General features: G+C 58.9%; 6 protein-coding genes. All 6 read left to right on the plus strand.

The features are described 5' to 3' along the window. The first annotated feature begins 46 nt into the window (after positions 1-46). The 6 genes from DPF_RS06725 to DPF_RS06750 all read left to right on the plus strand — a co-directional run bounded on the left by DPF_RS06725 (position 47) and on the right by DPF_RS06750 (position 16,240). Positions 47-1,495, plus strand: a complete 1,449-nt coding sequence (locus DPF_RS06725; protein ID WP_069858288.1) for an efflux transporter outer membrane subunit — start codon at positions 47-49, stop codon at positions 1,493-1,495. After that, positions 1,492-2,679, plus strand: coding sequence for an efflux RND transporter periplasmic adaptor subunit (locus DPF_RS06730; RefSeq protein ID WP_069858290.1), 1,188 nt, complete (start codon positions 1,492-1,494; stop codon positions 2,677-2,679). The genes DPF_RS06725 and DPF_RS06730 overlap by 4 nt, the downstream gene beginning before the upstream one ends. Before the next feature lie 4 nt (positions 2,680-2,683). Then, positions 2,684-5,809: an efflux RND transporter permease subunit gene (locus DPF_RS06735; protein WP_069858292.1), complete on the plus strand. Its 3,126-nt coding sequence runs from the start codon at positions 2,684-2,686 to the stop codon at positions 5,807-5,809. 197 nt (positions 5,810-6,006) lie between these two features. Then, on the plus strand, positions 6,007-12,582 hold the full coding sequence (locus tag DPF_RS06740) for a type I polyketide synthase (RefSeq protein WP_176724193.1): 6,576 nt from the start codon (positions 6,007-6,009) through the stop codon (positions 12,580-12,582). After that, positions 12,582-15,491 (plus strand): type I polyketide synthase, encoded by a 2,910-nt coding sequence (locus DPF_RS06745; RefSeq protein WP_069858296.1) that lies wholly within the window; start codon positions 12,582-12,584, stop codon positions 15,489-15,491. Before DPF_RS06740 ends, DPF_RS06745 begins: the two co-directional genes overlap by 1 nt. Beyond that, positions 15,488-16,240, plus strand: coding sequence for a thioesterase II family protein (locus tag DPF_RS06750; RefSeq protein WP_069858297.1), 753 nt, complete (start codon positions 15,488-15,490; stop codon positions 16,238-16,240). Before DPF_RS06745 ends, DPF_RS06750 begins: the two co-directional genes overlap by 4 nt. Positions 16,241-16,257: the final 17 nt, after the last annotated feature.

A 16,257-nucleotide genomic window follows, 5' to 3' on the forward strand; every position in this document is an offset into this window, starting at 1 on the left:
CATGCATGTAAGGTCCAAAGTGTCGTATGACAGAACGGGAGTTGCCGTGAAGAACTGCTTATGGATTGCGTTCATTCTTCTTGCCGGATGTTCTTTGTCGCCTTCGTATCATCGTCCTGTACAGGATATTCCGGTTTCCTGGGAGAATCGGGCAGGAACACGGCTTGAAGAGCAGTGGTGGCAACGGTTCAATGATCCTGTGCTCAATGGCCTGGTGGAGAGGGCTCTGGAGCACAACCTTGACCTTGCCACATCCTTTGCCCGGTTGGAGCAGGCAGCGGCTGCCGTGGGCCTGAGCCGATCCGATCTTGCTCCTACCCCGTCTCTGGACGGCAGCGGCAGCCAGACCTGGACATCGACCCGCATTTATGGCGCTCCTCCCCCAGGATCTGAAGAATACAGCAACCATGATATCTATGTCGGAGCTGCCTGGGAACTCGATTTCTGGGGGAAATACCGTAATGCGCTCCAGAGCGGGCAGGCCGCTTTCCTGGCAACCGCGGCCGATGTTGAGGCCATACGCCTGCTCATAGCCGGTACCACGGTCAAGGCATATTTTGCCCTGCTCAGTGCCGAGTTTCAGATCCGCATAGCAGAAAAGACCCTTGAACAGCGTCTGCAGGCTTTTGAATTCTATGAAGTGAATGAAAAATTTGGCTTTTACAGCAAAACGGATCTTCTGCGGGCCAAAAGCGAGGTAGAGGATGCCCGGTATACCCTGGCTGTGGCCCGCATGGATGCCGATTCGGCACACAGTGCACTGCTCCTCCTGCTGGGACGTTCTCCTTCCGCGATTTTCTCCGACTCGGTAAACACGTCCACCTCTCTTGATCTCCTTCCTGTCGTGCCTGTCCTTCCGGACGGCCTGCCTTCCGAACTGCTGATGCGTCGTCCCGATCTCCGCTCTGCCGAGCAGCTTCTGCAGGCAGCTCATTTTGATGTGGGGGTTGTTCGAGCCGATTATTTTCCTTCCATTTCCCTGACCGGTCAGTCGGGTCTGGCGGCCATGTATGCCGGTGATCTCACCCAAAGTGGCGCAGAAAGCTGGACCTACGGCCTGTCCATCCACCTTCCCCTTGATTTCTGGAGGACGAGGTTCCGTGAACAGATGGCCGAGGCCAAATGCCGTGAGGCTGCTGCAGACTATGACAAGGCCGTGCAGTCGGCGTTCAGAGATATTCGTGACGCATTGAACCGGCAGGCCCGGCTGGCCGAGGCATCAGATGCTCTGGAACGTCAGGTGAAAGATCTCAAGGAGGCGGTGATCAAGGCTGATGACCGCTATCGCAACGGCTATTCCAATTTTCTGGATGTCCTGGATGCCGACCGCTCCCATTTTGCGGCCCAGCTTGCCTGGGCGCGCACCCGCACTCAACAATTGAACGCCATGGTGGATGTCTGCCTGGCCCTTGGCGGTGGTTGGACCGGGGAGGCGGCATCTTCTTCAACGCAATCCATGACAACGGGTGAACGTGCCAATGGGGGTTCGCAATGAAGTTTTTTTCTGGATTACAATTGGTTGCAGTCATTCTTTTGGGACTTCTTCTGACTTCATTGTGGAGTTGCCTGCCCGAGAATGAAAACAAGACGTCCAAGAAGGGGGCAATCCCCCCCGCTCCCATGGTGCTGGTGGACAAGGTGACGCCCGCTGACATTCCATTGCAGCGAACCTTCACGGGTCACGTGGAAGGAATACGCTCGGCAGAGGTTCGGGCCCAGGTTACTGGAATTCTTGAAAAACGGTTGTATGACGAAGGCAAGAAGGTCAAGGCCGGGGATGTGCTTTTTGAGATTGATCCCTCTTCGTACCAGGCGGTGGTGGATCAGGCGGCTGCCAGGGTGGCAAGCATCAGGGCGCGGTTGGCCAGGGCCAAGCGGGATCTGGACCGGGCTCTGCCTTTGGCCGAAAGAAATTCCATCAGTCAGCGGGATCTGGATGCCGTGCAAACGGAATACGAGTCGTCCCGGGCGGGCCTTGCCGAGGCTGAAGCAGCCCTGCGGGCAGCACGCATCAATCTTGATTTGACCCGTGTCAAGGCTCCCATTGACGGATTCGCGAGCATGGCCCGCCACAATGTGGGCAGTCTCATCCAGGCTGGATCATCGCAGAGTCTGCTGACCACCATCCATGATGTGGATACCGTCCAGGTGGTCTTTCCGGTTTCAGATACGCAGGTGCGCCGTATTCAGGGGTATCTGGCCGATGGACGTGCTGTCATGAATACGCCCATCTCTGCCCATCTTTTCATTGATGAGGAACATCCCTATCCTCATGCGGGCAATATGGTTTTCGGCAATCCGGTCATCAGCCGCGAAACCGGATGCATGATCGCCAAGGCGAGCTTTCCCAATCCTGAAAAAACGCTGCTGCCCGGGCAGGTGGTCCGGGTTACCCTGGATATTCTGACCTTCATCAATGCCCTTGCCGTTCCCGAGCAGGCCGTGCTGCAGGGACGTGACTCTGCCATGGTTATTGTCGTTGCCCCGGACGACACCACAAGGTTTAAGCCCATTGAAATCCTGGCACGGGTGGGCCGATTGGTGCTGGTGGCGTCGGGACTCGAGGGAGATGAACGAATCATTGTGGAAGGGGTGAGAAAGGTGGGCCCCGGCATGAAGGTGAATCCCCGCATGGCCAACCCTGCAGACCAGTCGGGAACAACCGGAACAAAGGTATAAGGGTATGGGAGAGTTCTTTTTTTTACGTCGTCCGGTACTGGCCATGGTAATCTCTCTGCTCATTGTCATCATGGGCTCCCTGGCCCTGCAGCGTCTGCCCGTGGCCCAGTATCCGGACCTGGTGCCTCCCACCGTATCTGTCACGGCCATCTATCCGGGTGCCAGTCCCGAGGTCATTTCCCAGACCGTGGCGGCTCCTCTGGAACAGGCGGTCAACGGTGCCAAGGATCTTTTGTATGTCCAGTCCACCTCCTCGGCCAGCGGGGTCATGTCCATGACAGTGACCTTTGCCCTGGGAACCGATCCCGAGGTGGCCAGCAATCGGGTCAGCAATCTGATCCAGACCGCCCAGGCAGGATTACCTGAAGAGGTCCGCCGTCTGGGGGTCAGCGTGACCTCGGGTTCGGGATCTTTTTTGATGATTATCACCCTGTCCAGCCCTGATGGTCGTTATGACAGCCTGTTTTTGAACAATTATGCGGCGTTGAACGTGATCGATCGCCTCAAGCGCGTGCCCGGTGTGGCCTCGGCGGCGTCTCTCATTGCCGAGGAATATTCCATGCGCATCTGGTTCGATCCGGCCAAGCTGGCCGCTTTCGGGTTGACCCCCCAGGATATTGCCAGGGCAATCCGCGAGCAGAATGCCCAGTATGCTGCCGGGACCATGGGCCTGCAACCAGCTCCGGATGATCTGAAAACAACCTGGCTGGTGAGTACGCAGGGACGCATGGCCACCCAGGAGGAATTCGGGGACATCATTGTCCGGGTGGATGAAACAAAGGGGATCATGCGGTTGCGGGACGTTGCGCGCATTGAACTTGGTGCCGCTGATTACGGGGTGCGCAGCAAGCTGAACGGCCAACCTGTTGCCGGAATCAGTATTACCCTCACCCCGGGAGCCAACGCCCTGCAGACCGCCCAGGACATCAGAGCCTCCATGGAGGAACTGAGTCGGGATTTTCCTCCTGGTGTGGAATACGCCATTCCCTACAATGTGACCACCTTTGTGCGTATTTCCATTGAGGAGGTGGTGCATACCCTCTTTGAGGCCATGATCCTTGTGGCCCTGGTCATCTTCATTTTTCTGCAGAATCTTCGCGCAACCCTCATCCCCTGCATTGCCGTGCCCGTGGCCATTGTGGGAACCTTTGCCGGCATGTATGCATTGGGGTTCTCCATCAATACCCTGACCTTGTTCGGCATGGTGCTGGCCATAGGCATCGTGGTGGATGACGCCATCGTGGTCCTGGAAAATGTGGAGCGGATCATGCGTGACGAGCAATTGTCCCCCCGGGAGGCCACGTCCAAGGCCATGCGGGAGGTGACCGGGCCGGTCATCGCCATTGTCCTGGTCCTTTGTTCCGTATTTGTGCCGGTTTCCTTCATGGGAGGGATGACCGGAGAGATGTTCCGGCAATTCGGGATCACCATTGCCCTGTCAGTGACCATTTCCGGCATTGTGGCCCTGACCCTGACCCCGGTCATGTGTGCCTGGCTTCTCAGGCCGGGCCATGGACGCGAGAGATGGTTCACACGCATGTTCAACCGGATTTTTGACGGGCTGACCAGCGTTTATCTGGCAGGAGTTCGTCTTCTCCTGCGTTTTTCTCTGCTGGGAGTGGTGCTCCTGTGTCTTCTGGGCTGGGGCATGTGGGAACTGTTCCAAAGCGTACCCCAAGGCCTGGCGCCGGACGAGGACCAGGGCTACGTCATTGCCGTGGCCATGCTTCCTGAGGGAGCCACCATGCCCCGTACGGATGCAGCCCTGGATAGGCTGTCTTCGACCATGCTCAAGGATCCTTCGGTGGATGCCGTGCTGACCATCGCGGGTATGGATCTCCTTGGCGGACGGGGCACCGTGGGCAATGCGGGGGCTGCCTTTGTCATGCTCCGCCCCTGGGAAGAGCGGAGGACTCCGGATCAGTCCTCTTCGGCCATTGCAGGCAGGATTTTTGGCATCGGGGTGACCGACGGCATGCTCGCGGCCTTCAACCCTCCGCCCATCGTGGGGTTGAGCACCGTGGGCGGGCTGGAAGGATTTCTGCAAAATACCTCGGGGGCATCCATTGAGGAGATGGCGGCCCAGGCAGCGAAACTTTCTGCGGCCGCTGCTGCCAGGCCCGAGTTCAAGGGGGTGGGGAGCGGTCTGAATCTGGGAACCCCCAAGGTCTTTCTCGCCCTTGACGTGGAAAAGGCCAAGCTCATGGATGTATCCGTGGCGGATGTTTACCAGACCCTGAGTGCCACGCTGGCCGGGACGTACATCAACGATTTTACCCTGTATGGCCGGGCCTTCAAGGTGTACATGCAGGCGGAATCCCGGTTTCGCACAAGTCCCGAGGATCTGGAGTCCATTTTCGTGCGCAGCCGCAGGGGCGCCATGATCCCCCTGGACAATCTGGTTTCCACCATGCCTACCAGCGGGGCCTTTGCCCTGGAACGCTTCAATGGTCTTCCGGCGGCCCGCATTTCGGGGCAGGCCGCTCCCGGATACAGTAATCTCCAGGCCATGAAGGCTCTGGAAGAGCTGGTGCGGACCGAGCTTCCCCCGGGATATTCCCTTGGCTGGAGCGGGTCTTCCTTTCAGGAAAAGGCCAGCGGCGGCACCAATTACCGGGCCCTTGTCTTGGGGTTGGGGCTGGTTTTTCTCATCCTGGCTGCCCAGTACGAGAGCTGGACCCTGCCTGCTGCAGTTATTCTGGCTGTCCCCTTTGCCCTTTTCGGGGCCCTGGTGACGATTTTTGCGGTGGGGTATGCCAACGATATCTATGTGCAGGTGGCCATGGTCACCCTTATCGGTCTCGCGGCCAAGAATGCCATTCTTATTGTGGAGTTTGCGGCTGCTCAATGTGCGGCCGGGCGTTCTCCGGCCCAGGCGGCCCTGGAAGCGGCACAACTGCGATTTCGGCCCATTGTGATGACCTCTCTGGCCTTTATCCTGGGGTGTGTGCCCCTGGTCATCTCATCGGGGGCCGGTTCGGGGAGCAGACATGTGCTGGGAAGCAGCGTTATCGGGGGGATGATAGCCGCCACGGTTATTTCGCCCCTGTTTGTGCCCTGGTTTTTCAAGGTTGTCATGAGCTGGAAACGATCGACTGCCACGGGGGCAGAACAGAAGAACACATCATAGCGATCCCTCAAAGACCAATGGTCTGCAGGCGGAATGCATGAAAAGGAACCGAAATCGCATGAGGTGTGTAACCTGCACATATGCAGGTTACAAAAAAGTGGTCAGGAACGAAGCATGGTTCCTGCCGGGACAAGGTACAGGCCGGTCCGGCTTTTCAGAATATCTGGACGTTTAGATGGATTCCCAAGAGGTTGTTCATGACGAGATACGTTGCTGTTTTTTCCGGTATTGGAACCCAGTGGCCGGGGATGGGCCGCGAACTCATGGTTCAGGGGGGCGCATTTGCCGCAGGATTTCGTGAATTTGACCAGGCCTTTGCCCCCATGGCCGGCTGGTCTGTGGAACAGATGCTCTACACACAATCCGGTGACATCCGACCTGCCCATATGGGCCATCCCTGTGTACTGGCTGTGGAGTGCGGCCTGTTTCGTGCGTTGCAGGAGAGTGGTTTTGAGCCGGATATGATCATGGGGCACAGCGGGGGCGAAGTCACTGCGGCCTGGGCTGCAGGGGTGCTTTCGACAACCGATGCGGCCAGGGTGGCTCTGGCGCACAGTCAGTTGCTGGTCCGGGTCAGCGGTCAAGGGCGGATGGCTTTTGTGGGACTGCCTGCTGACAATGTGGAGCGCATGATTCAGCCGTATAACGATCGTGTGCAGATTGCGGCCATCAATGCCCCGTCGGGAACCGTGTGCAGTGGGGACCCGAAAGCGTTGCAGGCATTGGGGGATGCCTGTCCTGCCCATGTCTTTTTCCGCATGCTTGCCGTGGATGTTCCCTTTCACAGTAAGGTCATTGAAGCACATCTAAAAGAGTTTGCCGAGTCTTTGGCCACGCTCACCCCGCAACCAGCCCGTATTCCCATCCTGTCCTCGCTGCACGGCAAAGTTGCCCGGCCCGGAGATTTTGATGCGGCCTATTGGTGTCGGCACATTGGTGAACCGGTGCGTTTCGAGGCTGCCATGCGTTGTGCCCTGGATAGGGGCGCTGCCTGTTTTGTGGAAATCGCTCCCCATGCCGTGTTGCAGGATTCCATGGCCGAGACCGCATCCGCCATGGGTCACAGGGTGGAAAGCACGGGAACCATGTGCCGGAATACGGACGCCAGCCAGACATTGCAGCAAGCCACGGACATCCTGAAGGGCTGGAAAGAGGCACCATCGGCATGTTCCGGTATCTCTGATGCCCATTTGGGACAGGCGGCAGACAAATCCCGGAGGCGGCGTCGCAGCGAGTTGAAAAAACTGATCCGCCAAGAGCTGAAACAGGTGCTGCCGGAGTGCGAGATGGGCGATGACGAGCCCTTCCGTACCCATGGTCTGACGTCATTGCTGGCAGTGCGTTTCTGTTCCGGCCTGGGCCAATCACTGGGACTTGCGCTGCCGGTTTCCACGGTGTTCAACCATCCCGACATCACCCGGTTGGCCGATCATCTGTCATGTCTTGGTGATGACGTTGCAACCGGGTCCGGCGAGTCCGTCAGCTGTAAGCATCTGGAAGAACCGCTGGCCGTTGTGGGTGTGGGCTGCCGTCTGCCCGGCGGGATCAATTCCATGGATGAGTATTGGCGTTTCCTGGTTGACGGCAAGGATGCGGTTATTCCGGTGCCGCAGGATCGGTGGGATCGGGAGCGGTACTATGACCCGGATCGTAACGCTCCGGGCAAGATGTACACCTGTGAGGCCGCTTTTCTGACAGCTCCCAGTCCCCGTCTCCAGGATTTTGACGCACATTTTTTCAATATATCCTCCCGTGAGGCGGCCCAGCTTGATCCGCAGCAGCGTCTGCTTCTTGAGGTAAGCTGGGAAGCTTTTGAGCACGCAGGTATCGATCCCTTTGCCTGGCGCGGCAAGAATGTTGGCGTGTTTGTGGGTATGACCAACAACGAGTACAGCCACGCCCACCGTGAATCCTATGTGCGGGAACGCATTGACGCCTATTCCCTCACCGGCACGACGCTGAGCGGAGCCTGTGGCAGAGTTTCCTATTATTACGGTTTTGAAGGACCCTGCTTTTCCGTTGATACGGCCTGTTCTTCGAGTATGGTTGCCCTGCATGCTGCCTGCCGGAGTCTGCGTCAGGGTGAATCCGACATGGCCCTGGTGGGGGGGGTGACCCTGATGCTCACGCCGGATCTGCACATTTGCTTCAGTAAACTCGGGGCTATCAGTCCGGACGGACGAAGCAAGGCCTTTGATGACAGCGCAGATGGTTATGGCCGGGGAGAGGGTGCCGTGGTCGTGCTTTTGAAGCGGTTGAGGGATGCCCAGAGGGACAAGGATCGTATTCTGGGACTGGTCCGGGGTACGGCCCTGAATCAGGATGGCAAGAGCAATGGTCTGACGTCCCCCAATGGTTTGTCACAGCAGAAGGTCATTGCCCAGGCGTTGCGTGATGCCGCCCTGCGGCCCGAAGATGTCAGCTATGTGGAGGCCCATGGTACGGGCACGGCTCTTGGCGATGCCATTGAGCTCGAGGCCCTTGCGGATGCCTATCGGCCCAGTCCGGGCACGCTGCTGCGCATAGGATCTGTCAAGGCCAATATCGGGCATCTGGAGCCGGTTTCCGCCCTTGCCTCCCTGGCCAAGCTCATGTTGTGCCTGGAGCATGGGGCTCTCCCGGCAAATATTCATATCAAGACTCCCAATACCCGCTTTGACTGGCAGGGACGGGGCGTGGAGGCACCGCGGACATTACAGCCCTGGGAGGGTGAACATCCGCGCCGTGCCGGGATGAGTTCTTTTGGTTTTTCCGGGGTCAATGGTCACGCCATTATCGAGGAATATGTGGAGCCTGCGGTTGAGGAATCCACACAGGAGCCATCGGCCTTTCTGCTCCTGCTTTCAGCCAAGACAGAGGAAGCCCTGCGGGATCTGGCCCAGGCAACCGCCCTTGAGGTACAGGATATGACGCCGCATCACCTGGCGGCCCTGTGCCGCAGTGCCGCGTGCCGGAGGCACCATTTTGCCTGGCGGGTGGCCGTTGTGGGCAGTACCCCCGGCGAGGTGGCGGAACAGTTGCGAACGGCCATGCCTGTGCGGGCAGCAGCACAACCCGAGACAATGGGGTTGCTGTTTACCGGGCAGGGTTCGCAGTATCCGGACATGGGACGCTCCCTGTTTGCCATGTATCCGGTCTTTCGCAAGGCACTGGAGGAATGTGACCTTCTTCTTCAAGCCCATGATTTTGATTTGCTGCAGGCGATCTATGGCGGCATGTCGGCAGAGGAGCTGGCTCGTACGGAGTATGCCCAGCCGGTTATAGCCTCGGTGTCGTATGCTCTCTGGCGTTTGTGGGAATCTTTTGGCCTGGGTTTTGATTATGTGGCCGGGCACAGCATTGGTGAATACCCGGCCGCTGTGGCCTCCGGGGTGATGCGCCTGGAAGACATGCTTGTTTTGGCACTTCATCGGGGACGGTGCATGGCCCAGGCTCCGTCAGGAGGTATGGCCGCGGTCTTTGCCTCCGAGGATGAGGTGGCCGGATTGCTGGCCGGGCACCCGCAGATCTGTATTGCAGCGATCAATGCTCCTGTAAGCCTGACGGTTTCCGGGCCCCAGGCCGCCCTGGCTGCCTTTCTCAAGGATCTGAAAGATCGCGGTGTGGCGTATCGGGAACTGCGTGTATCCCATGCCTTTCATTCACCGGATATGGACAAAGCAGCCAAGGCCTTTGAAGGTCCGCTGCAGGAGGTGGAGCTGGCCCGGCCAACACGCATGGACATGATTTCCACGGTCAGCGGGCAGATGGCTTCCCTCGAACTGACACGTTGGACCTATTGGCGTGATCAGATTGTCGCGCCGGTTCGGTTTTTCAGCGCCGTGCAGACCATGAGCGAGCAGTGTTCTCTGGCCGTTGAGGCCGGTCCATCCACGGCATTGTCCGGACTGGTCTGGCAATGTGGCCTCACGTTGCAGTGTTTCCCTACCTTAAGCCCCAAGCAGGACGGATTGAGGTCCCTGTTCGGGGCCATGGCCAGTCTGTATGGTGAGGGTGTGGTCCTGAACTGGGATGAAGTGTTTGCCTCGTTTCCTGACCAATATGTGCCCCTGCCCGGATATCCCTGGCAGCGTCAACAGCATTGGATGGATGTGCAGGTGGATCCGCCGTCGGGGTTTGTCCGGAGTGACCACGTGCCGGGCCACCGTCTGGACAGCCCGGCGTTGGGGGATAGCGCTGTCTTTGTCATGGATTTTTCCGAGACCGGTCCCGGATTCGTGCAGGAACATGTCATTTTCGGCAAGGCCATCAGTCCTGCTGCCGGTCACATGGCCATGATCCTGGCCGCAGTGCGGGAATTGAGGGGCACGGAATGCTGTCAGCTGGGCAACGTGGATTTTCTCAGCCCGCTGGTGGTGGAACCGGGGCAGACCCGGCACGTGCAGGTGATTATCGAGACCCCGCAGGCTTCCGAGAGCCGGTTTCGTCTTGTGAGCCGACAGGGGGAGGAAGACTGGCTGACCCATTGTACCGGCACGGTGATTTTCCAGCCGGGACCGGAATCCGTTCCCGTGCGCAAACCAGGGCAGTTGTTCGCGCATCGGGAAACCAAAACCGCCTTTTATGACCGTTTCCTGGGACAGGGATATGAAGTGGGGCCCGGTTTTCAGCGTATCGAAGATATTTCGGTCCGGGATGGCGAGTCCATGTGCCGGGTACAGGCCCGGCGTGGCGATCCCGGCGAGGCCGGGCATGTGATCTACCCCGGAGCTCTGGATGCCGTGCTGCAGACCATCCTGCCGCCTTTTTTCCACGAACTGGCCGATACCATGATGACCGAGGAGGCCTTGCTCATCCCGCTGCATGTGGAACGGTTGAGCCTGTGGCGACCGGTACCCGAGGCCTTGTGGTGCCATGCCCGGGCCAGACGGGGATCCGGAGATGCAACCCTGGAGGGCGGTACTCTTGCCATGGATGACAAGGGACAGGTGGTCATGGAGCTGTCCGGATTCGTGTTCCGCATGACCGATAGGGCCACCCTGTACCGCCAGATGCACAGTGATCCCCTGCAACAGGTTTATGTGCAGCAATGGGATGACGCGCAGCTGCCAAAGGCCGGTTCCGGGCAGGTGTATGTGGCATCGCTGGGCCGAGCTGAAACAGGGGCTCGTCTGGCCGAGGTCCTTGGCGCCCATGTTCTGCCGACATCAGGCAGGGAATTGGCCCGGGCCCTGGCTGATGTGGATACTTCAGGCGGTCATCTGCTGCTGGTACATGGTCCTTGTTCCGACGTGGATGATCTGGCCGCAGGGGAAATACGGGTCTGTCAGGATATGCTGGTTGCGTTGCAGCAGGCCGTATCCTTTGGATTGCGCGTGCATGTGATCACCAGCGGGGTGATGAAGGTGCTGGAAGACGATGAAGTGCAGCCATCCGGGGCAGGATTGTGGGGTGTTGGAGGCAGTTTCGCCCTGGAGCATCCGGATCTCTGGGGTGGTTGTGTGGACATGCCCGGTACGGCGTGGAGCGACGAGGACATGCAGCTCTGTGCCAGGCTGTGTCAGGCCGAATCAGTGCAGGATCACCGGGCTGTACGTCATGGTCGTGTATATGCCCAGTCATTGGTACACCTCAAGTCGGACCGTCAGGCAGATGCCGTCCCGTTGTCCGGAACGCATGTGATCAGTGGCGGATCCGGTTCCCTTGGGCTGCATCTGGCACGGTGGCTTGGGGACAAGGGCGCCGAGGCCGTGGCCCTGATGTCCCGTTCAGGAATCCGTTCGGAATCCGGGCGTCAGGCCCTGGAGGATCTGCGTCAAAAGGGGGTGCGTGTTTTTGATCTGCAGGTGGACGTGACCGATGTGCTGCAGGTTGAGGCGGCCTTGACCGGTTTGCGACAGGAGGCTCCCCCCCTGCGTGGAGTCTATCATGCGGCCGGTCTTCTGGATGACGGAGTGATCATGGAGATGACCCCAAAGCGTATGCACAAGGTCATGGAGCCCAAAATTACCGGAGCCGTTAATCTGCACCTGGCCACAAGGGATGATGAACTGCAGCATTTTGTTCTCTATTCCTCGGCCGGAACCCTGCTCGGAGCTCAGGGACAAAGCAACTATAATGCGGCCAATCTTTTTTTCAACGTGTTTGCCTGGTGGCGCCAGCAGCAGGGATTGGCGGGTAACAGTGTGTGCTGGGGGCCATGGGCCGAGGGAGGCATGGCCGTGGCAACCAAGCGCCGAGGGGCGCATCTGGAACGTCAGGGCATTGTTTCCCTGCAAGCTGACGATGCTCTGGCAGCATTTCAGGCCGCATCTCCCCTGGCACCGTGTTTTGGGGTCATGCATATGGACTGGAAACGTTTTGCACAGGCCCGGTCTGAATCCCTGCAACAGGGTTCGAACGGCTATTTCGCGTCCCTGATATCCACCCAATGGTTGCACCAGGATGACATGCAAAACGTTGAGGCTGTATTGGGCGATGCGACCGATGCGGCGAGCCTGCTGGAAGGTTTGCGCCTTGTGGCCTGCCGGTTGATCGGGGTTAGCGATCCTGCCCATCTGGCCGTGGAGGTGCCCTTGCTGGAGCAGGGGTTTGATTCCCTCCTGGCCGTGGAATTCCGTAACATTATCGGTCGGGAGCTGGGTCGGACCATACCCGTATCCCTGATTTTTGAATATCCGACCCTGGAAAAGATAGCGGGATGGCTGAGGGGGAGCAACGGTTCGGAAACAGAGGAGCAGATACCCGTGGAAATCGCAAACGTGGACCATTTTGCCGACCGGGACCGGCAGGCCTTGCTGAACGACATTGACAGTTTGCTGGGGGAAGATTGATGGATCGTGCACGGGAAGAGCAGTACAAGACTGCATTACGCAGGGCGCGGGATCTCATTCATGAGCTGCAGGGAGAGGTGCAGACCATGCATGAACCCGTGGCCATCATAGGCATGTCCTGCCTTTTTCCTGGTGATGCCCACCGGGATGCGGACACGCCGGACCTCTTTGGCCATCTGCTGCGTTCCGGATACGATGCGGTTGTCCGGGTGCCCGAAGAGCGTGCAGCATTGTGGCAAAGCCGTCATGACCAAGACGCAGCTCCGCGTGTACCCGGCCTTGAGTATGCGGCCCTGCTCAAACATGATCTTTTTGCCTTTGACCGGGAGCTTTTCGGACAGATCCCTGCGGAAGCGGCCATGAATGACCCTCAGCACCGTCTGTTGCTGGAATTGTCATGGCAGGCCCTGCTGGATGCTGGCTTGCTGCCGTCGGCTCTGGCCGGTGAGGACGTTGGCGTTTTCACAGGCAAGACCGGCACGGAGTACCTTTTCGACCAGTTGGGTACGGACCGCAATTCCGCAGATGATCCCTATGTCATGACCGGGAACATGAACAGTGCCCAGGCCGGACGCATTTCCTATTTTTACGATTGGAACGGGCCCTGCCAGGCCGTGGAATCGGCGTGTTCCACTGCCCTGCTTGCCGTGATGAATGCCGTGAACAGTCTGCGGGCCGGTGAATGTACGCTGGCCATGGTTGGATCGGTCAATCTGCTGCTGGGGCCCACGCCCAGTCATTGGTTGAACGCCATGCATTCCCTGGCGCCCGACGGACGGTGCAAGGCCTTTGGAAACAGCGCAAACGGCTTTGGCCGAGGTGAGGGCGGCGGCGTTCTTGTGCTGGAGCGATTATCCGATGCCCAGCGTCAGGGGCATCGCATCCATGCCGTGATTCTGGGCGGAGCTGTGGGCTCGGACGGCAGGAGTGCGGGATTCACCGTCCCCAGTGCGGCCGGGCAACGGCACGTTATCTCGCGGGCCCTGGCCAATGCGGGCATACAGCCTGCCCAGGTGGGGTTTGTGGAAACACATGGAACAGGCACCCCTGTGGGAGATCCCATTGAGGTGGAGAGCCTGGCCCGGGTTTATGGATCACGCAAGAACAAACTCCTTATCGGGTCGGTCAAAAGCAATATCGCCCACCTGGAAGCAGCAGCGGGCATGGCCGGACTGATCAAGGCCGTACTTGCGGTACGCGACGGCGTGATACCCGCCAGTCTGCATTGCACCCCGCTGAACGGTTTGCTGGTGTGGGATCAACTGCCCGTCCAGGTTGTGGCAGAGACCCGGCCCTGGCCTGAAGGGTATGAACGGCGCATCGCCGGTATTGACAGCTTCGGGATCACAGGAACTCTTGTACATCTTTTGGTGGCTCAGCCGCCGGAGCCCGTGTCTGACAAGGCCGGGACCACGAGGGCAGAGCCGGATTACCGGGTACTGCCCTTGTCCGCGCGCTCTGCTGCCGGTCTGAGTCGTCTGGCTGCTGGTTGTGCACGGCTGCTGGAACAGGGGGAGGATTTTTCGGCCATGTGCACGGCTGCTGCTGCGCGGCCCCAGGAACCGGAACGCCTGGCCCTGGTTGCGGCTGATGCACAAGAAGCCTTGACCGGTCTGCGCGCCTTTGTTGCCGGCAAGAAAAAGCGGTGTGTTGTTCGGGGAAGGCAGGGAAAAACCAGGCCCGGCATCCTGTTTCTGTGCAGTGGTCAGGGCTCGCAACAGGGCGGCATGGGCCGGGAGCTGGCCGCCTTGTTTCCGGTTTTTCGCCAAGTGCTGGAGCGGTGTGATGAGCTGGCTGCGCCGCGTCTGGGGTATTCCCTGCTGGAGGTCATGTTTGCCGAGAACGATCCCCGACTCCAGGATATCCGTTGTGTTCAGCCGGCCATTTATGCCCATCAGGCGGCTCTGGCCGCTCTCTGGCGGGAATGTGGCGTGCAGCCTGACGCTGTTTTCGGACACAGTATCGGAGAATATGCAGCCGCTCATATTGCAGGGGTGTTGGACTTGGAGACGGGTCTGGACATAACCCTGACCCGTGGTGAGCTGGCAGCTTCCATCCGTGACCAGGGAGCCATGGCAGCCGTTCTGGGGAGCGAAAGCGAAGTGGCCGACGTCCTGAGCACGTTTCCCGGGGTGTCCCTGGCAGCGGTCAATGGCCCTGCGACCGTGACCATTGCCGGAGAACAGGGCCAGGTGGATGATGCCGTGCAGAGTCTGCGCAAACGCGGTCTGGAGAGTCGGCCTCTTCCCGTGTCCCTGGCATTTCACAGCCCCATGATCGAACCCATGCTTGATGATTTCCGAACCTTTTTGCGCGGCAAAACCTTTTCTGCGCCCAGGTTGCGCATGCTCTCGGGGTGCAGTGGCGAGTATCTGTCTGCAGATACGGACTGGGCGGATTATTTTTGTCGCCAGACGCGCAGGCCCGTACGTTTTCTTGATGCCATGCTCCACGCCCGGGAGGATGTCTACATCGAGCTTGGTGCCAGCCCGATTCTGACCTCATACGGTCGTCAGTGCCGGGAAGATGGCATATGGCTTTTTTCCCAGAATCCCGGCGCGGTGATGCAACCTCTGGCTCAGAGTCTGGCCCGCCTTTATGTCATGGGCTGTGAACCGGATTGGGGCTGGGAGGCTGACGGTGTGCTGCGACCTGAAGCCATGCCGGTTTATCCTTTTGAACGGGAACACCTGCTGCCTGATTTTGTGCAGCATCCCGTGCCCAGGGCACCTGGAAACAAAGGGCCGATCATGCCGGATTCTTCCTTCAGCCCTGAAAAGATGGCTGGACATGGAGGGGGAGATGTGTCTGCGCAACTGGCCTTGCTGCAACAGGAAACATTCCGGCAGGTCTGCCAGATGCAGCAGGAGTTTTTGGGTGCCGGTTCTGATGGAGAAAAAGGGGCATGATCACCCTGTTTTTGCTTGGTCATGCAGGCGGAAGTGCTTCCATGTATCCGGCGCTTTTCCCGAATTTGTCATCCCGGGTACAACTCGTACCTCTGGATCTGCCCGGGCACGGCCAGCGCATGGGCGAGGCCCTGTTGGACAATATCCCGGATATGGTTGCCGATTTGCAGTGTCAGGTGGAGGCCTATGTCGACGGCAACAAGAACGATTATGCGTTGTTCGGCCACAGCATGGGCGGTATCCTGGCCTATGCATTGACCACGGCCTTGCAGGAAACGGCACGCATGATGCCGCAGCACGTGATTATTTCCAGTACCTGTACGCCGGGACGTCACCATATTGCGCCCCAGTTGCCCTTTCTTCCCGATGAGGAGTTGTGGGTAAAAAGCGCCGGCTATTTCGGTGGGATACAGGATCAGATTGTTGCCAGTCGCGAGTTGATGACCTTGTTTGTTCCCATTTTGCGCACCGATCTGAAGGCCGTTTTGGACTGGTCTCCCTCGCCTTGTGAGGCCGTGGACGTGCCCATGACCGTCGTGTGTGGTGACAGGGATATTGTTGATGAGGCTGACGTTCTGGTTTGGAGGCGTTATACCACGGAAGATTTTGTTTCATCAGTCCTGCCGGGAGGGCATTTTCATGTTCTGGAACGGCCATCCGGAGTGGAGACGGTTCTGAAAAACACCCTTGGACAATATGTTTCAGGGCATGGGAATTGTTCTGCCGCATATGATCCCCGGGAGTCATGAACAATGCAGGGACCCAT

The organism is Desulfoplanes formicivorans (assembly GCF_001748225.1).
Lineage (GTDB): Bacteria > Desulfobacterota > Desulfovibrionia > Desulfovibrionales > Desulfomicrobiaceae > Desulfoplanes > Desulfoplanes formicivorans.